This is a genomic window from Nonomuraea marmarensis (genome assembly GCF_043197025.1).
GTDB lineage: Bacteria > Actinomycetota > Actinomycetes > Streptosporangiales > Streptosporangiaceae > Nonomuraea > Nonomuraea marmarensis.
On sequence record NZ_JBICRM010000033.1, the window covers coordinates 58292 to 80555 of the forward strand.

Below are 22264 nucleotides of genomic sequence, written 5' to 3' on the forward strand. Positions count from 1 at the left end.
TTGTTCCGGTACGGCATCACGTACCGGAACAAGGGGTTTCACTCTTCTACCGCGTCGAACTTGTAGCCCAGGCCGCGCACGGTCAGGATGCAGCGCGGGTTGGACGGGTCGGCCTCGATCTTGGCGCGCAGGCGCTTGACGTGCACGTCCAGGGTCTTGGTGTCGCCCACGTAGTCGGCGCCCCAGACGCGGTCGATGAGCTGGCCGCGGGTGAGGACCCGGCCGGCGTTGCGCAGCAGCACCTCCAGCAGCTCGAACTCCTTGAGCGGCAACTGCACCTGCTCCCCGCGTACGGCGACGACGTGCCTGTCGACGTCCATCCGCACCGGGCCGACGGCCAGGACCGCCGTCTCCAGCTCCTCTGCGACGTCGCCCTGGCGGCGCAGCACCGCGCGGATGCGGGCCACGAGCTCACGCGAGGAGAACGGCTTCGTCACGTAGTCGTCGGCGCCCAGCTCGAGGCCCACGACCTTGTCGATCTCGCTGTCCTTGGCGGTCAACATGATCACCGGGACCTTGGAGCGCTGCCTGAGCGAGCGGCAGACCTCCGTACCGGGCAATCCCGGGAGCATCAGGTCGAGCAGCACCAGATCGGCGCCGTTGCGGTCGAATGTGTCCAGCGCTTCGGGCCCGGTCGCCGCGACCGACACCTCGAAGCCCTCTTTGCGCAGCATGTAGGACAAGGCGTCGGAAAACGACTCCTCATCCTCCACGACGAGTACTCGGGTCATTTAGAGATCTCCAGGGGAATCGAGGGTGGTACTGCCACCGCCGTGCCGCCGAAGGCGGGCAGGCGGAGCGTGAACGTGGAGCCGGACCCTTCCTTGCTCCAGACTGACACCTCGCCCGCGTGAGCTGCGGCGACGTGCTTGACGATGGCCAGGCCGAGCCCGGTCCCGCCGGTCGCGCGCGACCGGGCCGCGTCGACCCGGAAGAAGCGCTCGAAGATGCGCTCCAGGGACTCCTCTGGGATGCCGATGCCCTGGTCGCTGACACTGATCTCGACCGAGTCACCCGCGGGCCGCACGCTGACGACGACCCTCGTGTGCTCGGGACTGTAGGCGACGGCGTTGTCGATCAAGTTGCGCAGCGCGGTGACGAGCAGTTCGTCGTCGCCCCAGATGCGCAGGCCCTCGGTGCCGCCGGAGACGAGCGTGATGTCCTTGGCGACGGCCTTGGTGTTGCAGTGGTCGATGGCGTCGTTGATGGACTCGTCGATCGAGACCTGGCCCGGCGTGGGGATCGGCTCGGCGCCCTGGATCCTGCTGAGCGTGATCAGGTCCTGTACGAGGTAGTTGAGCCGGGCGGCCTCGTGCTGCATACGCCCGGCGAACCGGGTGACCGCCTCGGGGTCGTCGGCGGCGTCCTGGATGGTCTCGGCCAGCAGGCTCAGCGCGCCGACCGGGGTCTTCAGCTCGTGGCTGACGTTGGCGACGAAGTCACGGCGTACCGCCTCGACCCGGCGCCGCTCGGTCTGGTCCTCGGCGAGCACCAGCACCTGGCCGTAGGAGCCGAGCGGGGCCACGCGGACGGCGAAGTTCGTGGTCCCCTGGCCGAACTTGTGCCCGGCGACGTCTATCTCGCTCTCGCGGATCTCGCCGTCGCGGCGTACCTGTCTGGCCAGCGCGAGCAGCTCGGCGGCCATCAGCCGATCGCCCTTGACCAGCCCGAACGCCCGCGCGGCCGAGCTGGCGCGCAGGACCTTGTCGTGCGCGTCGAGCACCACGGCGGACGAGGGCAGCACGGCGAGCACGGACGCCACGCCCTGCGGCAGCGCGGCTCCCGTCTCCACGCTGTCGGTTGAATCGGTCCGGCTCGGGGGCTCGATCTGGTTGCGGTAGAACAGGACCGCCAGCCCACCCACGACGAATCCGGCCAGGGCGGCGAAGCTCATGGCCATCTCACTCATGTCTTCGATGGTAGGTGGCGTTTTCCCAGCGACAGACCCTCTCATCAGGGGATGAACGGCCCTTTCCTGGAAAGTTCATCTCGCGGTAGGGGTTCGTTCATCGACAGGCACGTACGGTGACGGCATGCGCGACGCGTACCATGAAGAACTCGATGTGCTGACCGGCAAGCTGGTTGAGATGACCAGGCTTGTCCGCTCTGCCATTTCTCGTGCCACCACGGCCATCCTCGACGCCGATCTTCAGCTTGCCGAGAGTGTCATTTCCCGGGATGAGGAAGTGAACGCGGTGTTCGCCGACATCGAGTCGTCGATCTTCGAGCTGATGGCCAGGCAGCAGCCGGTGGCGGTGGACCTGAGAATGGTCATCACGGCGCTGCGCATGGGCACCGACCTGGAGCGCATGGGCGACCTCGCGGTCCACGTCGCCAAGATCGCCCGCCTCCGCCACCCCGACTCCGCGATCCCGGCGGAGACGCGCTCGACGATCGTGGAAATGGGGCAGATCGCCGAGAACCTCGTCACCAAGGCGGGCAGTTGCGTGGCCTCCCGGGATGTGGATTCGGCGCTGGAGCTGGAGCAGGACGACGATGCGATGGACCGGCTGCATCGGCGGCTGTTCCGGAACATCCTGTCGAAGGATTGGGAGCACGGGGTGGAGCCGGCGATCGACATCACGTTGATCGGGCGGTATTACGAACGGTACGCGGATCATGCGGTACGGGTTGCTGGGGATGTCGTTTACCTGGTCACGGGGGCACGCCCCAGCTGACGATTCCCGGGCCCACAAGGCGGTACGCGCAACGGGGTTCCAGGCAGCGCCTCTTGGCTTCGTAACGGCACTGAACTGGCTGATTCTCTGAAGACACCGTGGTCATAGGTCTAACATCGACCGAGGACAGACCGGGAGTGAAACCGGGTGCAGGGAAACCTTCACCCGGTTTTCGGTGCTCAGAGCCCCGGGTTCTGCGCCGCGTCCCAACGGCTCAGCAAGGAGCCACGCGTCACCTCGCGCGCGCGCCTTGCTAGCGGCCCTGGTTGGCCACGGCTTCGATGGCGGCCTTGGCGGCGTCCGGGTCCAGGTATTCGCCCCCGGGCCGCCGGGGCCGGTAGTCGGCGTCCAGGTCGTACAGGAGCGGGATCCCCGTCGGGATGTTCAGGCTCGCGATCTTCTCGTCGCTGATGCCGTCCAGGTGTTTGACCAATGCCCTCAGTGAGTTGCCGTGGGCGGCGACCAGGACCGCGCGGCCTGACGCCAGGTCGGGGAGGATCTGGTCGTACCAGTAGGGGAGCATGCGGTCGACCACGTCCTTCAGGCACTCCGTGCGGGGCATGAGCTCTGCGGGGAGCAGGGCGTAGCGGGGGTCGCCGGCCTGGGAATATTCGTCGCCGTCGGCTATCGGGGGCGGGGGCACGTCGTACGAGCGGCGCCACAACATGAACTGCTCGTCGCCGAACTCCTCCCTCGTCTGCGCCTTGTTCTTGCCCTGGAGGGCGCCGTAGTGGCGTTCGTTGAGTCGCCAGCTGCGCTTCACCGGGAGCCAGAGCAGGTCCGCCTCCGCCAGGGACAGCTGGGCTGTCTGGATTGCCCTGGTCAGGAGGCTGGTGTGGACGACGTCCGGGCGCAGTCCGGTTTCCTGGAGGAGTTTGCCGCCACGGCGGGCCTCGTCCTCGCCCTTGGCCGAGAGGCTCACGTCCACCCAACCGGTGAACAGGCCCTTCGCGTTCCAGTCACTCTCGCCGTGCCTTAGCAGCACCAAAGTCGCCATGGCGCCAATCCTATGGTTCCCGTCGTCCGGAGCGGTTCCGAGGATTCGGCTTCCGCCCGGTTCACGCGGCTCAGGCCGTCCGGATCGAGGTCACAGGCTGGGATCAGCGAAGCGGGCGAAGGCCTGGAGGTTGGCGAGGGACTCGCCGCGCTTCGCGCGCCATTCCCACTCCCGCCTGATCGACGACGCGAAGCCCAGCTCCAGCGCCCGGTCGAACCAGTCGTCCGAGTACGTCAGCACGCACCCCAGCAGCCGGTCCACCTCGTCCTCCGTGATCGCCGCGAGCGGGATCCGGCCGACGAGGTAGACGTCGCCGACGGGGTCGAGGGAGAAGTGCACCCCGTACATCGAGCCGTTCTTGCCGAGCAACCAGCGGTAGAACTCGGTGTGGTTCTCGTCGGGCTGGCGGCAGAAGAACGCCTCCACGTGCAGCACCCGCTCCCCGACGATCAACCAGGTCATGGTGGCGAGCTTGTGTTGCCCGGGCAGTTTGACCAGAAACGCCCCGGGCCGCGGCTCGTCGTAGGAGACGTCCGCGGCCTTGAGCGCGGCTTCGACGACATCACGCATGCCGCCAGAATAGGAGCACTCCTAGAAGTTCAGGGCCACGGGCAGCTTGTGCATGTTGGCGACGGCGGCCGCGTACACCTCCATCAGACGCGACGACGTGGCCTGCCAGCCGAAGGCGGCCGCGTGGGCGCGGGCGCCCTCTGAGAGCTCGTCGCGGTAGCGAGGCGAGGCGATGAAGCGGCGCAGCGCGCCGGCCCACTCCGCCGGGTCGTGGCCGTCCACGAGGATGCCCGACACCCCGTCCCGTACGGCGGTGCGCAGCCCGCCCACGGCGGCGGCCGCCACCGGCGTGCCGCACGCCTGCGACTCCAGGGCCACGAGGCCGAACGACTCGCTGTACGAGGGCACGACCGTCACCGAAGCCGCCCGGTACCAGTCGGCCAGTTCGTCCTGGGGGGCCGGGGGCACGAGGCGCACGACGTCGGAGATGCCCAGCTCCGTGGCCAGTTCGGTGAGGATGGACGGTCTGGCCAGGCCGTTGCCGGAAGGGCCGCCGACGCAGGCCACCACCAGGCGGCCGCGCAGCGACGGGTCGTCGATGAGCATCCTGGAGGCCGCGCGCAGCAGCACGTCCGGCGCCTTGAGCGGCTGGATCCGGCCCACGAACAGCAGCACGTACGCGTCCTGCGGCAGCCCGAGCCGGTGCCTGGCGGCGCCTTGTGAGGCGGGCTGGAAGACGGTGAGGTTGACGCCGGGGTTCACGACGGCCACGCGCTTCTCGGGGGCACCGTACAGGTCGATGAGCTCCCGGGCCTCGTCCACGGTGTTGGCCACGAGCCGGTCGGCGATCTCCACGACCTGCTCCTCGCCCACCACGCGGGCCCGCGGCTCGGGCTGGTCGCCCTGGGCCAGCAGCAGGTTCTTGACCTTGGCCATGGTGTGCATGGTGTGCACGAGCGGCACGCCCCAGCGTTCCTTGGCCAGCCAGCCGACCTGGCCGGACAACCAATAGTGGGAGTGGATGACGTCGTAGCGGCCCGGGTCGTACATGGCCTCCGTGCGCAGCACCTCCGACAGGAACGCGCACATCTGGCCCGGCAGGTCGCTCCTGTCCATCTCCTCGTACGGCCCCGCGGTGAGATGGCGTACGAGGACGCCTGGGGCGAGCTCGGCCACGGGCGGCAGGTCGCGGGCGGTGGCCCGGGTGAAGATCTCGACCTCCACTCCGAGCTGAGCCAGCCGTTTGGCCGACTCGACGATGTACACGTTCATGCCTCCGGCGTCACCCGTTCCGGGCTGGTCCAGTGGCGACGTGTGCATGCTGATGGTCGCGACCCGGCTGACCCGTCGTCGCCTCACTCGACATCACCTCCAAGCCAAATACAACTCTGGAGATCTTTTCGACATTCCCCACTAACAGTCACATCCAGGGCGTAACGCTGAAGTCGGGGCTGGCAGGATGTTGGCCATGCGGAGAACGGCTGTGGTGACCGGTGCGAGCAGCGGGATCGGGGAGGCGACCGCGCGGCGGCTCGCCGCCGAGGGTTACGACGTGGTGGCGGGCGCGCGGCGTCGCGACCGGCTGGACAAGCTGGCCTCGGAGGTGCCCTCGATCAGGCCGGTGACGTTGGATGTGACCTCGCAGGAGTCGGTCGACGCGCTGGCGGGCTCGCTCGAGCGCTGCGACCTGCTGGTCAACAACGCCGGTGGCGCGCTCGGTCTCGAATCGGTGGCGGACGGGCGGCCGGACGACTGGCAGCGGATGTACGACACTAACGTGCTCGGCTCCCTGCGTATGACCCGGGCGCTGGTCCCCAGGCTGATCGAGTCGGGCGACGGCGTGCTGGTGATGCTCACCTCGACGGCGGGGCTGGTGGCGTACGAGGGCGGGGGCGGCTACGTCGCGGCCAAGCAGGCCCAGCGGTCGATGGCCGAGACACTGCGCCTGGAGCTGGTCGGGCAGCCGGTGCGGGTCGTCGAGATCGCGCCGGGCATGGTGCGGAGCGAAGGGTTCGCGGTCAACCGGTTCAGGGGGGACGAGGCGGCGGCGGCCCGCGTGTACGAGGGCGTGCCGGGTCCGCTGAGTCCCGACGACGTGGCCGACGCGATCGCCTGGTGCGTGACACGGCCCGCCCACGTGAACATCGACCGCATGGTCATCCGCCCCCGCGCCCAGGCCGCACAGCACCGGGTGCACCGCGTCAGTGGCTAGACCGGGCAAGCCGGTCGGCGCGATCACCCGGGGGACGACCGGGCACAACCGGCTGCGGCGCTGCGACCGGTGGATCGCCGCCGTGCACGGCCGCTCGCTGCGCGCCGCCGAGCGCCCGCTCGTGGTGGATCTCGGGTACGGGGCCTCGCACGCCACGTCGCTGGAGCTGTTCACGCGGCTGCGCCGGGTCGTTCCCGGGGTCGAGGTCGTGGGGATCGAGATCGATCCGGCCAGGGTGGCGGTGGCGAAGCCGTACGAGCGGGAGGGGTTGACCTTCCGGCTGGGCGGCTTCGAGCTGCCCGTCCCGCGCCCGCCGACGCTGGTGCGGGCCTTCAACGTCCTCAGGCAGTACGAGGAGGCCGAGGCGTGGCACTACTGGGACGTGCTGAGGGGCAGGCTGGCTCCGGGTGGCGTCCTGGTCGAGGGGACCTCGTCCGAGAGCGGGCGGCGGGCGGTCTGGGTGGGGTTGTCGCCGGAAGGGCCGCAGACGATCACGTTCTCTGCCCGGTTCAGCGCTTTCGAGCAGCCTTCCGACCTGGCCGACCGGCTGCCGAAGACGCTCATCCACCGGAACGTGCCGGGTGAGCGCATCCATGCGTTCCTGCGGGACTTCGACCATGCTTGGGCGGTCAGCGCGGCTCATGGGGCTCACGGGGCGCGGCAGCGGTGGCTGGCCGCCCTGCGGGCGTTGTCCCGATCCTGGCCCGTCCCCGCGCGGCCGCCGCTGGGCGGTCCGGCCAGGTGGCGCCTCGGCGAGGTGACTCTCCCGTGGTCGGCGATCGATCCCCGAGAGAAGCCGGAGTAGCGCCGGGTCAGAGGCGCGCCTCGAACGCGGCGTAGGCCGCACCGTCGAACAGCACGAACCGGACGTCCTCCACAGCCGTGTCCGCCGCCCGCACCGCCTCCAGGGCGATCCGCGCGGCATCGTCCATGGGCCATCCGTAGATCCCGGTCGAGATCGCGGGAAAGGCCACCGACCTGGCCCCCAGCGAGTCGGCCACCCGCAGCGACTCCCGGTGACACGAGGCCAGCAGCTCCGAACGATCCTCCGACCTGGAGTAAACCGGCCCGACCGTGTGGATCACCCACCGCGCCGGCAGCCGCCCGGCCGTCGTGGCCACCGCCTGACCGGTCGGCAGCCCCTTGCCGTATTGGGAGGCCCGCAGCTTCCTGCACTCCTCCAGGATCTCCGGCCCGCCGCGGCGGTGAATGGCGCCGTCCACGCCGCCGCCGCCCATGAGCGAGGAGTTGGCCGCGTTCACGATGGCGTCCGCTCGTTGCTGGGTGATGTCGCCTTGGACCAGCGTGATATCCATCTCACCAGCATCCCGGATGCCAGCTCGACAGGTTGTAGAGCTACCCTGAAGGGCGTGAAGGGTCTTGGCGAGCTTGAGCGCAGCATCATGGACATCCTCTGGGCGGAGAGCAACGCGCTGACCGCGCGCGAGGTCGGCAGGCTCATCGCCGACCGCGACCTCGCCCCCACCACGGTGATGACCGTCCTCGACCGCCTCACCCGCAAGGGCTTCCTCGAGCGCACCCGCGACGGCCGCGCGTGGAGATATCAGCCGGCGGAAACCCGTGACGCGTACATCGCCGAGCTTATGCTGGAAGCCTTGGACCTGACGGGTGACCGCTCGGCCGCCCTGACCCGCTTCGCCCAGGCCGTGTCGGGCACGGAGGCGGAGATCCTGCGCAGAGCCCTCACGGAGCTGGAGGAAGAGTGATCACGGCAGTGGTGCTGGCAGCGCTCGCGACGGCGTGCGCGCTCGGCTCCTGGCGTTTCACCACGGCCCGGTGGACCTCACGCGCCCCCCGGCTGGCCATCATCGTCTGGCAGTCCCTGGGCGTGGCCTGGGGTCTGGCCACGACGGGCACCATGCTCGCCTACGCCGTCCAGCCCTACGGGACGGGCGTGTTGCCGGGGCTGATCGCGTTCGCGAACGGGGAGGCGCCGCTGGAGGCGTGGGACCCGCTGCACGTGCTGGCCCTGATCGCGGGGCTCACCGCGCTCGCCGTGCTGGTCGTGGTGCTGCTCACCGCCGGCGTGCAGGCGCTGCGGGCCCGCAGGCGGCACCGTATGCTGCTCGCGCTGATCTCCCACGACGACCCCGGCGTGCCGGGCGTGCGGGTGCTCGCCCACCCCGGCGCCGCCGCCTACTGCGTGCCCGGGCTGCGCTCGCAGGTCGTGGTCAGCGAGGGCGCGCTCAAGCTGCTGTCGCAGGACGAGCTGGCGGCCGTGCTCGCGCACGAGGCCGCGCACGTGCGCGAGCGCCACGACCTGGTGCTGCTGCCGTTCGCCGCGCTGCGCCGGGCACTGCCCTGGTCCAGGGTCGTGGCCGACGCGCAGGCGCAGGTGGAGCTGCTCATCGAGATGGCCGCCGACGACCGCGCCCGCCGCTACTGCTCACCACGCAGGCTGGCGACGGCACTGCTCAGATTCGGTACGGCCGGAGCCATGCCCACCCCCAACGGCATGCTCGGCGTCCACGCCCACAACGTCATGGCCAGGGTGGATCGCCTGATCAAGCCGGGTCCGGAGCTGGCCACGTCGGTGCGTTATGGCTTCATCGCGCTTTCTGTGACTTTGCTCACCACCACCCCCTTCCTCTGGATTATCCAGCTCTGATGCTTGCTGCCGTTAATCGCCCTGTTTGCAATTGCAAGCACCGCGAGGCAGACTGGAGGCATGGCACTACCCAAGGTCGGCTCGATCGGTGAATACATCCGCGAGCAGCGGCAGCAGGCGAAGATCTCGCTTCGCCAGCTCGCCGCCGCGGCGGGGGTTTCCAACCCCTACCTGAGCCAGATCGAGCGCGGGTTGCGCAAGCCGAGCGCGGAGATTCTCAACCAGATCGCGAAGGGGCTGCGGATCTCCTCGCAGGCGCTCTACGTACAGGCGGGCCTCATCGAGGACCGCGAGCCGCCCAGCGATGTGATCACCGTGATCAGGGCCGACAGCAATCTCACCGAACGGCAACGCCAGGTGCTGATCGATATCTACGAGTCGTTCCGCAAGGAGAAGCGCACCGAAGACGAGCAGACCTCCCAGAACGCTCGTCCTCGGCACGACTCCGAATCGGACGACGAGCCGCTGCCCGAGGGGTTTCTCGCCGCACTTGAGCCCTATGCGGCGACCTCACGCAACGGCAACGTCACCCAGGAAACCAAGGAAGGTTAACCCATGACGCTCGCCACCGAGGTAAAGAAGCTCACCGAGTCCAAGCCGTTCTACGCCGTCGCCGGCGCGGGCGACTACGCGGTAGAGAAGCTGCGCGAGTTGCCCGAGCAGCTGCAGAAGCTGCAGTCGCGCCGCTCGGAGCTCTCCCAGGACCTGCCCGGCAAGGCCCGCGCCTACGCCGACAGGGCCGAAGGCTTCGCCAGGGAGTTCCCTGAGAAGGCCCGCGAATACGCCGGCCAGCTCACCCACAAGGCCACCGAGGTCTACGAGGACTTCGCCTCGCGCGGCCGCAAGGTCGTCAGCAAGGCGAGCGGCGAGGCCGCCCTCGAGCTCGAAGAGGTGTCGGAGGCCGCCGAGCCGCCCGCCGCCCAGCCGGCCAAGAAGACCCGCACCACCACCAAGGCCAAGGCCTGACGGATGCCGGGTCACCAGGGCCGAGGCCTGACCTGACGGGAAAGCCCGTCTCCTTCGGGAGGCGGGCCTTTCCGTTTGGGAGTGCCCGCCTGTCGGGGGCGCCCATTAGGCTGAAGCCGATTTCATCACGGCGTTGGGCGGAGCCAACAACATGAATTTGATCAACGGCGTCTTCAACCTTCTCTTCCTGGTGCTGGCCGCCATCATCTTCGGCATGTCGGTCTACGCGCTCGTGCACGCGCTCCGGGTGCCGACCAACGCGTTCGTCTCGGCGGGCAAGCTGCAGAAACCCCTCTGGCTGCTGATCCTGGCGCTGGCGACGCTGTTCTCCGGCGCGGGGGCGTGGAGCTACTTCAACGCCTTCATGATCGTCGGCAGCCTGCAGTTCATCGGCATCGGCCTGGGCATCTTCTCGATCCTGGCCGTGATCGCCGCCACCGTCTACATCGTGGACGTCAAGCCCGCCGTCAAGGGCATGGGCGGCCGGGGCAACAGCGGCCCCTACGGACCCTGGTAATCGTCAGGACAGCTCCGCCGCCAGCCAGGCGGCGAGGCGCTCGTGCCCGGCGAGCGTGGGATGCACGCCGTCGGGCAACACCACCTCCGACGGCACGCCCGTGACCCAGTGCCTGCGCAGGGGGTCGAGAAACGGCACGCCCGCCCGCCGAGCCGCCTGCGCCAGAGCGTCACGCACCTGGTACGCCTTCTCCGGCGCGTCGCCCAGCCAGATGGGGCCGACCATGACGATCCGGGTGCCCGGCCAGTGCCCGCGCACTTCGGCCAGCAGGCGCTCGGCGGCGGCCCGCACGCGTACGGTGCTCCAGCGCCGGTCGTTGTGGCCGCCGGAGATGACCAGCAGGTCGGGAGCGGGCCGCCAGGCCAGCTCCACCTCGAAGGAACGCTGGAAGTCGCGCCCCACCCGGCCCCTGTTCAGAAAGCCCGTGCCGCCCGCGCCCGCGATGACCGGCTGCCGGCCCAGCAGGCGGGCGGTCGCCGAGGCGTAGCTCTGCCATCGTGGCACCGGCCCCGATCCGACCGTGAAGCTGTCGCCCAGGAACATCGCCACCGGCTTCGCCCCGGGCGTGGCGGTCGGGGTGCTTCCGCTCACCGCGCCAGTGCATCCGGAAACCGCCATGAGCGCGATGATCGGCGCGATCGCGGACCGATGCGTCAGGCCACGCATTACCACCTCGGGGCACTAGGCTGCCGATATGACCTACGACCTCCACGGGCGCACACAGCGGTTGGAACTCGCAGATCAGAACCTACGTGACTTCGAAGCCGTCGTGTTGGACGCCACGCCTGAGGGGATCGTGCTGAGCAGGTCGGCATTCTATCCAGGTGGCGGCGGCCAGCCGGCGGATCACGGGGTTCTGGTCTGGCAGGGCGTGGAGACCCGCATCGTGGGGGTGCGCAAGGGCGACGACCTCCAGCTGATCCCGGCGGAGGGCGATCCGATCCCGCCCGCCGGCACCGTGGTCGAGGCGGCGGTGGCCGACGAGCGCCGCTCGGCCCTCATGCGTACGCACTCGGGGCTGCACGTGTTGTGCGGGGTCGTGTTCAGGGACTACGGCTGCCTGGTCACCGGCGGCAACATGGACCAGCTCAGCGCCCGGATGGACTTCAACCTGCCCGAGGTGCCCGCGGGGTTCAAGGAGGCGGTCGAGGACGCCTGCAACGCCGAGATCGTCGCCGACCGGCGCATCGACGTACGGGTGCTGCCGCGCGAGAAGGCGTTCGGGATCCCCGACATCATCCGCACGGCCACGAACCTGGTGCCGGAGACCGTGCAGGACGTGCGCATCGTGGACATCGTCGGCCTCGACACCCAGGCGGACGGCGGCACCCACGTGGCCTCGACCAAGCAGATCGGTCACATCAAGGTCGCCAAGATCGAGAGCAAGGGGCGCGGCTTCCGCCGCCTGCGTATCCAGATCTCTGCATGAAGAAGGGCCCCGGGCAACACTCCGCATGCCGTGCACACGGGCCGGATGGACCATGGTCGGGATGGGATCCCGCCCTCCGGCTGCCAGGGGCCCCGGTGGTTGTCTCGAATTCGCCTAACGACCGAGACAACAGTCCGCAGCGTTAGCGGACAACCACCTCGCTAGCCCGACTATGACTAACCATTATTCGGACCACCTCCTTTCCGCGTACCCATGAAGCTATGCGCTCGCCCTCGGAGTGGGCAAGTGAATATCACGGTGGGCCGCGTTCAGCGGTCCACCGCAGGCGGCGGACTCTGCGCCTACGGTGGGCCGCGTTCAGCGGTCCACCGCAGGCGGCGGACTCTGCGCCTACACTCGGGGCATGACGGAGACGCAGTGGCACGAGGAACTCCGAGCGAAGGGCTACCGGGTCACTCCCCAGCGCCAGCTGGTCCTCGAGGCGGTCAAGGAGCTGGAGCACGCGACGCCCGAGGAGATCTGCGTCAAGGTCCGTGAGACGGCCCGGGGCGTGAACATCTCGACGGTCTACCGCACGCTGGAGCTCCTCGAAGAGCTCGGCCTGGTCACCCACACCCACCTCGGGCACGGCGCGCCGACCTACCACCTGGCCGCCGAGGCCGACCACGTGCACCTGGTGTGCCGGGGGTGCGACGAGGTGTTCGAGGTACGCCCAGAGCTGGCGGAAGGCCTGGTCAAAGCGCTGGACGACGAGCTGGGGTTCATCGCGGACGTGCATCACCTGACCGTTTTCGGACGTTGTCGCAACTGCCGCTAGCCTGGAAGGCATGCGTAGCCCTCTGCTCGACCTCCCTGGCGCAGTCCCGGCCGACGGGCCGGACTCTGACGTAGCCGCACACTATGGCGACCTGTTCGCCGAGCAGCGCGCGCTGGCCAAGGGAGAGGCGGTCGTCGACCGCAGCAACCGCGAGGTGGTCCGCATCTCCGGCGTCGACCGGTTGAAATGGCTCAACGACCTGACCTCGCAGAAGCTCGACCGGCTGGCCCCCGGCGAGTGGACGCAGACGCTCGACCTCGACCTGCAGGGTCGCGTGCAACACCACCTGACGCTGGTCGACGACGGTGAGAGCGTGCTGGCCCACGTCGAGCCCGGCACCGCGCAGAGCCTGATCGACTATCTCGACCGCATGCGGTTCATGTTGCGGGTGGAGGTGTCGCGGGTCGACGACCTGGCCGTGTTGTCCACGGCCGACGAGGACTTCCTGGTGCCGCGCGCCGAGCTGCCGGACCATCTCGGCAAGCCGCTGGCGGGGCTGTGGGCGTACGAGGCGTTGCGGATCGAGGCGCACCGGCCGCGGCTGGGGTTCGAGACCGACCACAAGACGATCCCGCACGAAGTGGGGTGGATCGGGGCGGCCGTGCATCTGAGCAAGGGCTGTTACCGCGGTCAGGAGACGGTCGCCCGGGTGCACAATCTGGGGCATCCGCCGCGGCGCCTGGTGTTCCTGCACCTCGACGGGAGTGTCGACACGCTGCCTCCGCACGGGGCTCCGGTGATCTTCGAGAGCCAGGAGGTCGGCGTGGTCGGCTCGGCCGCCCGGCACCACGAGCTCGGGCCGATCGCGCTGGCCGTGATCAAGCGTACGGTGCCGGTGGACGCGGCGTTGCTGGCCGGTGGGGTGGCCGCCGCGCAGGAGGTCATCGTGGCGGCGGACGCGGGCCGCAACGTCTCCATCGACCCGTCGTTGAGGCGCCGCATCCGTTAGGACTCACATGTCCAGGATGAGGGTGATCGGGCCGTCGTTGACGAGCGACACCTTCATGTCGGCGCCGAAGACGCCCGTCTCCACGTACGCGCCCAGCGCTCTCAGCTCCGCCACCACGGCGTCGACCAGCGGCTCGGCGACCGGCCCAGGGGCGGCCGCCTGCCAGGTGGGGCGCCTGCCCTTGCGCGCGTCGCCGTACAGGGTGAACTGGCTGATCACCAGGAGCGGTGCCGACACGTCCGAGCAGGACTTCTCGCCGTGCAGGACGCGCAGGCCCCACAGCTTGGCGGCGAGCCTGGCGGCCTCGGCGCGGGTGTCCGTGTGCGTGACGCCCACCAGGACCAGCAGCCCGGGCTCGTCGATCGCCCCGACGGTACGCCCTTCGACCTCGACCGACGCCGAGCTCACTCGTTGTACAACCGCTCGCATGAGATCCCATTCTGGCCCAGAAATAGACTCTTGGCCGAAAGGGGAATCGATATGTCGATGGTTGTGGAAGTTGTCCGGTCCGGGTTCGTGGAGTCCAGGCATCAGGCTCGTATGTTGACCGTGGACGCGGAAGGGCGCCCGGTCGAGACTCGGGGCGCGGTGCACGTTCCCGCGTCGCCACGGTCGTCGATGAAGCCGCTGCAGGCGCTCGGCATGCTCCGCGCCGGGTTGCGGCTCGAAGGCGAGTTGCTCGCGCTGGCCTGCGGCTCGCATTCGGGTGAGCCGTTCCACGTGGACGGTGTCAGGAAGATCCTGGCGGGGGCGGGGTTGGACGAGGAGGCGCTGCTCTGCCCTGAGGACTACCCGTTCGACCGGGCGGTGACCGAGCGCGGGCGGGTCTACATGAACTGCTCGGGCAAGCACGCCGGCATGCTGGCCACCTGCGCGGTCAACGACTGGCCGCTCGCCACCTACCGGGAGCCCACGCATCCGCTCCAGCGCGCGATCCGGGAGACGGTCGAGGAGTTGACGGGCGAGCGGATCGCGGCCTCGGGCGTGGACGGGTGCGGGGCGCCACTGTTCTTCGTGTCGATGCTGGGGGTGACCAAGGGGTTCAGGGCGTTCCCGATGTCGTCGCCTGACTCGTACGAGCGCAAGATCTTCGACGCCATGAGCACCTACCCCGAGTGGACCTCGGGCACCGGCCGGCCCGAGGCCAAGCTCATGCGCGCGCTGCCTGGGCTCATGCTGAAGGCGGGGGCGGAGGCGTTCGACGCGTTCGTGTTCGAGGACGGGCGCGCGGGCACCGTCAAGATCGAGGACGGCTCGCAGCGCGCCCGCGTCGCGGTCACGGTGGCGGCCCTGCGCTCGCTCGGCCTGGACGCGCCGGAGCTGGCCGAGCTGGCCAACCCGCCGGTGCTCGGCGGCGGCCGCCCGGTAGGCGAGCTGCGGCTCCGTTAGAGGGTGCGGAACTGGCGGGTGGCGGAGATGGCGCCGGAGGTCGTCGTGGTGAACGTCCGCATCGAGCCGGCGAACTTGGACAGGTCCCACTCCGCCGGCCCGTGATACCAGTACAGGTTGTCGGACGGGTGGCCGTTGCCGGTGACCGAAGCCACCACCCGCGACCAGTGCTCGACCCCGTCGAAGATCACGGCATAGGGCAGGTAGCGGGAGAACAGCTCCACCCGGTGCTGCTCGGGCACCTCGCCCAGCTCGCCGGAGAACAGGTACTGGCGAAAGCCCATCGTGTGCGCCAGCGCGGCCGAGCCCTTGGCCGTCTTGGCTGGCATGTACTGGCCGCCGACGGCCAGCGCGCCGCCCGCGATGACGAGCGCCAGGCCGAGCAGCCCGTACGTGGTGAACCAGGCCAGCGCGACGGTGGCCAGCAGTCCCAGGCCGATGAGCACCACGCCGATCGTGGTCCACCGGGTGCGCTCGGTGTCGGGGCGGCGGGCGAACCAGCCCTGCTTGACCACATCGGCGTACAGGGCGTCGCGGACCTTGCCCAGGTGGCTGGCGAACGAGCCAGACATCTGCGACAGCAGCACCGCGTCCCGGCCGTCGAAGATGGCGTCGTAGAGTGCGCGCTCGTACGGCAGGAGCGCGTTGACGGGCGCGCTCGGCAGCCGGACCAGCATCCAGTCGGGCGCGTCGTACGTCTGGCGGGGCTGTTCGTCGATCCGCAGGTAGCCGCGTACGGCGAGGTCCACGATGGTGGCGGTCACGTCGACCACGTCGGCCTGTTCGTCCACGAGCGTGCCGATCTGTCCCGGCCGTACCCCGTCGGGCGGGGAGAAGTGGCCGTTCTGCACCGGATCGACCGAACCCTTCTCATGCCCGGCGACCCTGGCGTCGCGGCCCCGCGTCCAGTAGAGCAGGCCGATGCCGCCGAGCAGCAGCAACAGCAGCCCGGCCAGGGCGCCGCCGGTGACGAGGTCCAGGGTGAACGCGGCGGCCAGCGAGAAGCGCTTCTCCAGGATGGGCGCGCCGCCGCTGGATCCCTTGGGGTAGCCGATGACCACGGTCAGGGCCTGGCCCTGGCCGATGTTGTCCTGTTCGAAGTCGGCCTGGGTGGCCGAGTGGTCCATGGAGGCCGAGGTGCAGCCGATGGCCGAGGTCAGCTCGCCGGCGAAGCAGGACAGGTTCTGGACCTGGCCGGGGCCGTTGACCTTGACCGTGGCCTTGGCGACCTGCTGGCTCCAGCCGTTCACCGCGAACCAGCGCAGCTCCTCGACGCCCCCCGACGTCGTCACCGCGCCCTTGACGTCGTACTCGACGCTCTGGCCTGTCACGGTGAGCACGTCGCCCGCGAGGGTGCCGCCCTTGACGTTCGAGATCTGGTAGAGGCGGTCGTTGTTGTCGTCGTATCGCGTTCTGGTGATGAACGTGCGCGTGAGTCCCCCCGACGCCCCCGTGATCTTCTCGACCACGTGCAGGGTTCCGTCCTTGCCGAGGGTCATCGTCACCTCGTCCGTGATCCCGGCCTCCGCTGCCAGGGCGGGGGTGGCGGTCAACGTCAGAGCGGTGGCCCCCAGGGCGGCCATCGTGAGTCTGATACCCGTCATGGCGGCAAATCGTAGCGGTTCGTACCTCTCAGTCCAGCGTGATGGCGTTAGCCGCCAGCTGAACGCTCTCTGGCGCGGCGCCCTGGCCGGGGTTCTCGAGCGCGAGCGCCTGGTTCACGGCGACGAACGGCCGCATGCGCTCCTCGTAGCGGCCGAACGCCGTCTCGGGGGTCCTGCCCAGCTCTTCAGCCAGTACGTACGCCCCCACCAGAGCCAGGCTCGTGCCCTGCCCCGACAGCGGCGAGGCGCAGTAGCCCGCGTCGCCGACCAGCGCGACCCTGCCCTTCGACCAGCGCTCCATCCTGACCTGGGCCATGGCGTCGAAGTAGAAGTCGTCGGCCTTCCACATCGCGTCCAGCAGCCTGGGGACCTCCCAGCGCGCTCCTGAGCAGTGCTCCTGGATGAGACGCTGCTGCTGGTCGAGGTCGCGGTGGTCGTACTCGATCGGGCCGCCCATGAAGCCCAGGTTGACCCGCATCACGCCGGTGTCCCTGTCGCTGAAGACGGCGCCGCCCGCGTCGCCCTCGCGGAACCAGGTCTGCCAGTGGTCCAGGCCGAGGAAGTTGTCCGCGGTGAAGATGGAGACGTACGCGCCGAGGTGGCTGAGGAACTCCCGCTCGGGGCCGAAGGCCAGGGCGCGCACGTTGGAGTGCAGGCCGTCGGCGCCGAACACGTAGTCGTAGCGGTCCCGCCCGCCGCTCTCGAACGTGACGTCCACGCCCTGGCCGTCCTGGGCGAGGGTGGCGATCGAGTCGCCGTACCGGTATTCGGCGCCCGAGGCCGCGGCCAGGATGCCGGTCAGGTCGTCGCGCATGATCTCGATGTCCGGGCTGTCGAACCGGCCGCCGCTGAGCGTCCCCTCGGTGCTGCGCATGATCTCGTTGCCGTCGCCGTCCACCATGGACATCCCGCGCATGGTCGTCCGCATGTCCCTGATCTGGTCCAGGACGCCCATCTTCGCGACCACCGTCAGCGCGGCGCCCCTGATGTCGATGGCCTGCCCGCCTTTGCGCGGGCCCGGCGCCCGCTCGACGATCGTCGTCTCGAACCCGTGCCGCCGCAGCCAGTAGGCCAGGACGGGGCCGCCGACGCTCGCCCCTGAGACAAGAACCCGCATGATCCGCTCCCTGTGTGTTGACGCTGTACGCATAGCTGAATGTACGTAGTACGGACAGCAGGTAGCAAGGGTATAGTGGGAAGATCTGTACTAGTACAGGAGGATGGATGCCGCCCTACGCGCGCATAGTCGGCGACATCAAGCAGCGCATCGCCGACGGCAGGTTGCGTCCAGGGGAGCGGGTGCCGTCCACCAGGCAGCTCGCCAGGGACTGGGGCGTCGCCCTGGCCACCGCCGCCAAGGCGCTCACGCTGCTTGCCCAGGAGGGGGTCGTGGTCGCCGAGCCCCGCGTGGGGACGGTCGTGGCCGAGCGGCGCGGCGAGAGGGGGACGCGGCGACCGGATATATCCGGACATGATCGGACCCGCGAGCGCATCGTGCGGGCGGCCATCGAGATCGCCGACGCCGAGGGACTCTCCGAGCTGACCATGCGCGGCGTCGCCGACCGGCTCGGCATGGCCACCATGTCCCTCTACCGCCACGTGGGCGGCAAGGACGACCTGGTCCTGCTGATGGTCGACGCCGTGATCGACGAGTTCCCGCTGCCCGAGACGCCCCCGGACGGCTGGCGGGCCAGGCTGGAGACGACGGCGCGCCTGCAGTGGGCCGCCTACCGCGCGCACCCGTGGATGACCAGGGTCACTTCACTGAACAGGCCGCTGCCCTCCGCCAGCCTCCTGAAGCACACGGAATTCGTCATGGCGGCACTCGAGGACACGAGACTCGACGCCACCGCCAAGATGCACGTCCACATCCTGGTCTACAGCTACGTGCAGGGCATCGCCGCCAACATCGAGCTGGAACGGCGGGCCCAGGCCGTCACCGGGCTCACCGCCGACGAGTGGATGGGCGAGCAGGAGGAGCGCATGCAGGCGATCGCCGGGTCCCGCGAATACTCCGCGTTCGGGAAGCTCATCGACGAGCTAGGCGATTTCGACCTCGATCTCGACCGGCTCTTCGAGTTCGGGCTGAGCCCGCTGCTGGACGGGCTCACCACGATGATCGAGTGATCCTTCAGTGCTCGCCGCGGGCGGGGACGCCGAGCTTGCCGCACGCCTCGCGATAGAGCCTCACCACGGCCTTGCGCACCTGAGCCCGCTCGTTGATCGGCTCGCCCCAGGGCACCCGCACCCGCTCCCCGCCGTCCACCGTGAACTCGATCGCCTCGGCGTCGACATCGCTCGTCACGGCTGACGTGGCCTCGGGCCGCCCGCCGAACGCCCGTACGATGATCAGCGCGTCCTCGGCATGGTCGTCGTTCATATGGCGCTTGATCGCCTCGATGGCGTCAGCGGTGAAAGGCGTGCTCATACCGGCTCAAGCTACCTTCTTCAGCTCCGCCGACATATGGTCCGTGAGCGGATGCCCGACGGCCGCCATCTCGTAGGCCCACATGAGGTTGCCCTTGACCAGCCCGTAGAGCCGGTGTCCCGCCGTGTACTCCTTGGCCGACGCGGTGCGGGCGACCACGTCCGTACGGAGCTCGATCTTGTTGAATACCACCTCGCCGATGTAGATCTCGACGATCCCGGTCGGGTGCGCCAGCACCACCTCGACCTGCCTGCCGGGCCGCGGCCGCCAGTATCCCGACTCGGTGGCCAGCGGCCTGACCCGGTTTCCGTCCTGGTCGAGCAGCCAGGTGCGGCTCACGTAGGTCAGGAACGGCTTCCCGTTGTGCCCGAACTCGATCTCCTGCCCGAAGTTGAAGCTCTCGATCGTCGGGTAGCCGCCCACGCCGGCACCTTCCCACCGGCCGAGCAGGAACGCGATCGGCTCCAGATCGGGGTGCACCTCAGGTTCTTCCATGATGCTCAAGGGTAGTGGCGACGGGACCGTAGCCGTGGAGCGTCTACCCCGTACCGGGTATTCTCGGCCTGGATCAGAAGGGGACCTTCGCCCATCAAGGGGCGAATCGCTGAGAAACATCAACATCCAGCGGACGGTGACGGGCATGGCACGATCATTGGTGATCAAGGTGACCGCCGGGGCGGACGCTCCGGAGCGCTGCAACCAGGCGTTCACGGTCGCGGCTGCGGCGCTCGCGAGCGGCGTACCCGTTTCTTTGTGGCTGACCGGCGAGTCGTCGTGGTTCGCGCTGCCGGGCAGGGCCAAGGAGTTCACCCTGCCGCACGCCGCGCCGTTGCCCGACCTGCTCGACGCCGTGCTGGCGGCGGGGCGGGTGACACTCTGCACGCAGTGCGCGGCCCGCAGGAACATCACCGTGGACGATCTCATCGACGGGGTCCGCATCGCCGGCGCCCCCGCGTTCGTCGAGGAGATCACGAGCGAAGGCGCCCAGGCGCTGGTCTACTGACCCAGCCCGCCGGGGTGGCGGTCGCGTACCGCCCGCCGCTTCGGACGGCACGCGACGCACGGCACGCAGACGGGGGAAGCGCAGCGTGCCAGTGGACGTCGCAGCATGCCGCCCCGCCGCACAAGCGGGCGCCGTGTCGGCGGAGGCGTCGGGAGAGTCAGCTGGGCAAGACGGTTGTCAGGCGTTCCTGGCGGAGGGCTTCGTAGCGGGAGTCGTCCAGCGGGGCCAGCTCGCCCACCCGCCAAGACAGCAGCAGGTCCGCCAGCGCCGGGTTTCGGGCCAGCGCAGGCCCATGCAGGTACGTCCCCACCACGTGCCCCGTATAGCAGCCCTCGAAGCCATCGCCATTGCCCACGCCCACCAGCGTCTTCGACAAGGGCTTGACGCCGGGCCCCAGGTGGGTGACGCCCATGTGGTTTTCGAAGCCGGTCAGCGTGGGCAGGTTGAGGGCGGCGTCCACCTCGGCCACCAGCTCGCCCACCGCCCGCGCGGGCCCCCGCGAGCTGGCGATGTCCAGCAGGCCGATCCCGTCCACCGGCTGGCCTTCCTCGCCGCCGAACGTACTGCCCATGATCTGGTATCCGGCGCACACGGCCAGCAGGGCGGCCCCGCGGGCGATGGCGCTGTGGAGGCCGCCGTCTCTGCGGAGGCGTTCGGTGGCCAGGATCTGGGGCCGGTCCTCGCCCCCGCCGATGAGGTAGATGTCGCCGGTCTCCGGAACCGGGTCCGCCGAGCGTACGTGGATGGTCTCCGTCTCGATGCCCCTGCGTTGCGCGCGCTGCTCCAGGACGAGCACGTTGCCCTGGTCGCCGTACGTGCTCAGCAGGTCGGGGTAGATCCAGACGATGCGAAGGGCGCTGTCAGAGGGCACGACCGAACTCCGATCGGATCTGCTGGAAGGCGGTGTAGTTGGCGATCACGTCCACCCGGCCCGGCGGCTGCATGGCCAGGGCCTCCGTGAACGTAGCGCACAACGTGAACGGCACCTCCGCCACGTCGAGCCGGAGCGCGAGGTCGAGGCGGCGTTCGCCGGTGACGAAGACGGGACGGCCGCGCAGGATGCGGTAGTCGACGTCCCACAACCACGAGGTGTCGCGGCCGTCGGGACCCTGCGCGTTGACCGAGAGGATGATCGGCAGCTGCGCATCGGCGACGTCGAACGCCTCCAGCCAGCCCGCCGGGTTCTTCGCCAGCAGCAGCCGCGCGTGCCGCCCGTCACGCTCGACGGTGGTGTAGCGGCCGGCCACCGAGGTGACCTCGCGCAGCCGGGGCAGCGCCCGCTCCACCGGCACCCCGAACGCCTCAGCCACCGCCAGCGCCATCACCGCGTTGGACCGGTTGGCCTGGCCGGGGAGCTGGATGTCGAGCAGCCACCGCTGCCCGCGCGGGTCGATCGCCACGTCGTCGTCGAGCGCCCACTGCGGCTCCGGCCGGTGGAACGTGCACTCCCGGCAGGCCCAGTCGGCGTCCTTGCGGTCGAGCGGCCCGCCGCACTCGGGGCAGCACCAGGAGTCTTCCTTCCACCGCTGCCCCCCGGCCACCCAGGTGACCTTGGCCGCCGTGGAGGCGCCCCACGTCACGAGCGGGTCGTCGCAGTTGGCGATGACGTGGGTGGGCTTGCCGGACAGCGCCCTGCGCCACTTCTGCGCGAGCAGCCAGATCTCGGCCGCTCGGTCCATCTGGTCGCGGCTGAGGTTCATCAGGCATACGACGCCCGCGCCGGTCGTGTCGAGCACCTCTGGCAGGTATTTCTCGTCCACCTCCAGCACGCCGTAGGGGGCGGCCTTGTGCTGGGAGAGCGCGGAGACGTGACCGGCAGGCATGTTGGCGCCGAACGCGTTGGTGGCCACCTCACCCATCTCGAGCAGCGCCGACGTGATCAGCCTGGTCGTGGTGGTCTTGCCGTTGGTGGCGCTGACCAGGGCCAGCTTGCGATCGTGGGCCAGCTTGCGCAGGAGGTCCGGCTCGAGCAGCAGGCCGACCCGCCCGCCGATCACCGAGCCGTCACCGCGCCCGGTCATCCTGGACAGCGTCGCAGCACTGCGGCCCAGGGCGCTGGCGAGCTGAGCCCGCAGAGGAAGCTGGGTCATGAGCAAGGATCCTAGTCGGCGTTGGCTCGTAAACCGGAAGAGCACACCCGAAAACGCGCTCCCGGTTGGTGGCTGGTGCGGGCTG

The 22264-nt window shown here is 69.5% G+C and carries 28 protein-coding genes; 14 read left to right on the plus strand and 14 right to left on the minus strand.

What is annotated here, in order from left to right:
• Positions 1–38: 38 nt before the first annotated feature.
• Together ACFLIM_RS38435 and ACFLIM_RS38440 are read right to left on the minus strand one after the other, a co-directional pair.
• Positions 39–731, minus strand: coding sequence for a winged helix-turn-helix domain-containing protein (locus tag ACFLIM_RS38435; protein WP_393173507.1), 693 nt, complete (start codon positions 729–731; stop codon positions 39–41).
• Positions 728–1900 carry a sensor histidine kinase gene (locus ACFLIM_RS38440; protein WP_393173619.1) on the minus strand — a complete coding sequence of 391 codons (1173 nt, stop codon included), beginning with the start codon at positions 1898–1900 and terminating at the stop codon, positions 728–730. The genes ACFLIM_RS38435 and ACFLIM_RS38440 overlap by 4 nt, the downstream gene beginning before the upstream one ends.
• A 133-nt stretch (positions 1901–2033) precedes the next feature.
• On the opposite strand from ACFLIM_RS38440, the gene phoU reads away from it, so the two are divergent.
• Positions 2034–2678, plus strand: coding sequence for a phosphate signaling complex protein PhoU (gene phoU / locus ACFLIM_RS38445; protein WP_393173509.1), 645 nt, complete (start codon positions 2034–2036; stop codon positions 2676–2678).
• 253 nt (positions 2679–2931) lie between these two features.
• On the opposite strand, the gene ACFLIM_RS38450 is transcribed toward phoU, so the two are convergent.
• The 3 genes from ACFLIM_RS38450 to mshA form a co-directional block, all read right to left on the minus strand.
• Positions 2932–3675, minus strand: a complete 744-nt coding sequence (locus tag ACFLIM_RS38450) for a phosphoglyceromutase (protein WP_393173511.1) — start codon at positions 3673–3675, stop codon at positions 2932–2934.
• Between the two features lie 90 nt (positions 3676–3765).
• A complete protein-coding gene (locus tag ACFLIM_RS38455) occupies positions 3766–4245 on the minus strand; it encodes a type III secretion system chaperone family protein (RefSeq protein WP_393173513.1) in 480 nt (159 codons plus the stop codon).
• 21 nt (positions 4246–4266) lie between these two features.
• Positions 4267–5544, minus strand: a complete 1278-nt coding sequence (gene mshA / locus ACFLIM_RS38460; protein ID WP_393173515.1) for a D-inositol-3-phosphate glycosyltransferase — start codon at positions 5542–5544, stop codon at positions 4267–4269.
• A 109-nt stretch (positions 5545–5653) separates the two neighbouring features.
• Between mshA and ACFLIM_RS38465 the strand changes: the two genes are divergently transcribed.
• Both ACFLIM_RS38465 and ACFLIM_RS38470 read left to right on the plus strand, forming a co-directional pair.
• Entirely contained in the window at positions 5654–6397 is a 744-nt protein-coding gene (locus ACFLIM_RS38465; RefSeq protein WP_393173517.1) for an SDR family NAD(P)-dependent oxidoreductase, read from the plus strand.
• Positions 6390–7202, plus strand: coding sequence for a class I SAM-dependent methyltransferase (locus tag ACFLIM_RS38470; RefSeq protein WP_393173519.1), 813 nt, complete (start codon positions 6390–6392; stop codon positions 7200–7202). Before ACFLIM_RS38465 ends, ACFLIM_RS38470 begins: the two co-directional genes overlap by 8 nt.
• 7 nt (positions 7203–7209) lie before the next feature.
• Here ACFLIM_RS38470 and ACFLIM_RS38475 read toward each other — a convergent pair whose 3' ends face one another.
• Positions 7210–7713, minus strand: a complete 504-nt coding sequence (locus ACFLIM_RS38475) for an O-acetyl-ADP-ribose deacetylase (RefSeq protein ID WP_393173521.1) — start codon at positions 7711–7713, stop codon at positions 7210–7212.
• A 54-nt stretch (positions 7714–7767) separates the two neighbouring features.
• On the opposite strand from ACFLIM_RS38475, the gene ACFLIM_RS38480 reads away from it, so the two are divergent.
• The 5 genes from ACFLIM_RS38480 (at position 7768) to ACFLIM_RS38500 (ending at position 10509) form a co-directional block, all read left to right on the plus strand.
• A complete protein-coding gene (locus ACFLIM_RS38480) occupies positions 7768–8124 on the plus strand; it encodes a BlaI/MecI/CopY family transcriptional regulator (RefSeq protein WP_393173523.1) in 357 nt (118 codons plus the stop codon).
• Positions 8121–9026: a M56 family metallopeptidase gene (locus ACFLIM_RS38485; RefSeq protein WP_393173525.1), complete on the plus strand. Its 906-nt coding sequence runs from the start codon at positions 8121–8123 to the stop codon at positions 9024–9026. The genes ACFLIM_RS38480 and ACFLIM_RS38485 overlap by 4 nt, the downstream gene beginning before the upstream one ends.
• A gap of 60 nt (positions 9027–9086) precedes the next feature.
• Positions 9087–9578 carry a helix-turn-helix domain-containing protein gene (locus ACFLIM_RS38490; RefSeq protein WP_393173527.1) on the plus strand — a complete coding sequence of 164 codons (492 nt, stop codon included), beginning with the start codon at positions 9087–9089 and terminating at the stop codon, positions 9576–9578.
• A 3-nt stretch (positions 9579–9581) separates the two neighbouring features.
• Positions 9582–9992, plus strand: a complete 411-nt coding sequence (locus tag ACFLIM_RS38495; RefSeq protein WP_393173529.1) for a hypothetical protein — start codon at positions 9582–9584, stop codon at positions 9990–9992.
• 151 nt (positions 9993–10143) lie between these two features.
• Complete coding sequence (locus ACFLIM_RS38500; protein WP_393173531.1) at positions 10144–10509, plus strand: DUF2516 family protein; 366 nt, start codon at positions 10144–10146, stop codon at positions 10507–10509.
• 3 nt (positions 10510–10512) lie between these two features.
• On the opposite strand, the gene ACFLIM_RS38505 is transcribed toward ACFLIM_RS38500, so the two are convergent.
• The gene (locus tag ACFLIM_RS38505; protein WP_393173533.1) at positions 10513–11100 is read right to left on the minus strand and encodes an SGNH/GDSL hydrolase family protein; all 588 of its coding nucleotides are present in this window, start codon (positions 11098–11100) and stop codon (positions 10513–10515) included.
• A 103-nt stretch (positions 11101–11203) separates the two neighbouring features.
• Here ACFLIM_RS38505 and ACFLIM_RS38510 point away from each other — a divergent pair, with 103 nt between their 5' ends.
• From ACFLIM_RS38510 to ygfZ, 3 genes are all read left to right on the plus strand, one after another.
• Positions 11204–11938 (plus strand): alanyl-tRNA editing protein, encoded by a 735-nt coding sequence (locus tag ACFLIM_RS38510; protein ID WP_393173535.1) that lies wholly within the window; start codon positions 11204–11206, stop codon positions 11936–11938.
• A gap of 364 nt (positions 11939–12302) precedes the next feature.
• The gene (locus ACFLIM_RS38515; RefSeq protein WP_393173537.1) at positions 12303–12716 is read left to right on the plus strand and encodes a Fur family transcriptional regulator; all 414 of its coding nucleotides are present in this window, start codon (positions 12303–12305) and stop codon (positions 12714–12716) included.
• Positions 12717–12726: 10 nt separating this feature from the next.
• On the plus strand, positions 12727–13665 hold the full coding sequence (gene ygfZ, locus ACFLIM_RS38520) for a CAF17-like 4Fe-4S cluster assembly/insertion protein YgfZ (RefSeq protein ID WP_393173539.1): 939 nt from the start codon (positions 12727–12729) through the stop codon (positions 13663–13665).
• A 3-nt stretch (positions 13666–13668) separates the two neighbouring features.
• On the opposite strand, the gene dtd is transcribed toward ygfZ, so the two are convergent.
• Positions 13669–14094, minus strand: coding sequence for a D-aminoacyl-tRNA deacylase (dtd, locus tag ACFLIM_RS38525; RefSeq protein ID WP_393173541.1), 426 nt, complete (start codon positions 14092–14094; stop codon positions 13669–13671).
• A 57-nt stretch (positions 14095–14151) separates the two neighbouring features.
• On the opposite strand from dtd, the gene ACFLIM_RS38530 reads away from it, so the two are divergent.
• Positions 14152–15054 (plus strand): asparaginase, encoded by a 903-nt coding sequence (locus ACFLIM_RS38530; protein WP_393173621.1) that lies wholly within the window; start codon positions 14152–14154, stop codon positions 15052–15054.
• Here the strand turns inward: ACFLIM_RS38530 and ACFLIM_RS38535 are convergent.
• The gene (locus tag ACFLIM_RS38535; RefSeq protein WP_393173543.1) at positions 15051–16658 is read right to left on the minus strand and encodes a DUF2207 domain-containing protein; all 1608 of its coding nucleotides are present in this window, start codon (positions 16656–16658) and stop codon (positions 15051–15053) included. The genes ACFLIM_RS38530 and ACFLIM_RS38535 overlap by 4 nt on opposite strands.
• A 28-nt stretch (positions 16659–16686) precedes the next feature.
• The gene (locus ACFLIM_RS38540) at positions 16687–17775 is read right to left on the minus strand and encodes an FAD-dependent monooxygenase (RefSeq protein ID WP_393173545.1); all 1089 of its coding nucleotides are present in this window, start codon (positions 17773–17775) and stop codon (positions 16687–16689) included.
• 107 nt (positions 17776–17882) lie between these two features.
• Between ACFLIM_RS38540 and ACFLIM_RS38545 the strand changes: the two genes are divergently transcribed.
• Positions 17883–18785 (plus strand): TetR/AcrR family transcriptional regulator C-terminal domain-containing protein, encoded by a 903-nt coding sequence (locus tag ACFLIM_RS38545; protein WP_393173547.1) that lies wholly within the window; start codon positions 17883–17885, stop codon positions 18783–18785.
• A 4-nt stretch (positions 18786–18789) separates the two neighbouring features.
• Here the strand turns inward: ACFLIM_RS38545 and ACFLIM_RS38550 are convergent, their stop codons facing one another.
• Together ACFLIM_RS38550 and ACFLIM_RS38555 are read right to left on the minus strand one after the other, a co-directional pair.
• The gene (locus tag ACFLIM_RS38550; protein ID WP_393173549.1) at positions 18790–19086 is read right to left on the minus strand and encodes a DUF2470 domain-containing protein; all 297 of its coding nucleotides are present in this window, start codon (positions 19084–19086) and stop codon (positions 18790–18792) included.
• Between the two features lie 6 nt (positions 19087–19092).
• On the minus strand, positions 19093–19581 hold the full coding sequence (locus ACFLIM_RS38555) for an FABP family protein (RefSeq protein ID WP_393173551.1): 489 nt from the start codon (positions 19579–19581) through the stop codon (positions 19093–19095).
• A gap of 145 nt (positions 19582–19726) precedes the next feature.
• Here ACFLIM_RS38555 and ACFLIM_RS38560 point away from each other — a divergent pair, with 145 nt between their 5' ends.
• A complete protein-coding gene (locus ACFLIM_RS38560) occupies positions 19727–20089 on the plus strand; it encodes a DsrE family protein (protein ID WP_393173554.1) in 363 nt (120 codons plus the stop codon).
• Between the two features lie 157 nt (positions 20090–20246).
• Here ACFLIM_RS38560 and ACFLIM_RS38565 read toward each other — a convergent pair whose 3' ends face one another.
• Entirely contained in the window at positions 20247–20960 is a 714-nt protein-coding gene (locus ACFLIM_RS38565; protein ID WP_393173556.1) for a type 1 glutamine amidotransferase, read from the minus strand.
• Positions 20950–22179 (minus strand): Mur ligase family protein, encoded by a 1230-nt coding sequence (locus ACFLIM_RS38570; protein ID WP_393173558.1) that lies wholly within the window; start codon positions 22177–22179, stop codon positions 20950–20952. Before ACFLIM_RS38570 ends, ACFLIM_RS38565 begins: the two co-directional genes overlap by 11 nt.
• Between the last annotated feature and the right edge of the window lie 85 nt (positions 22180–22264).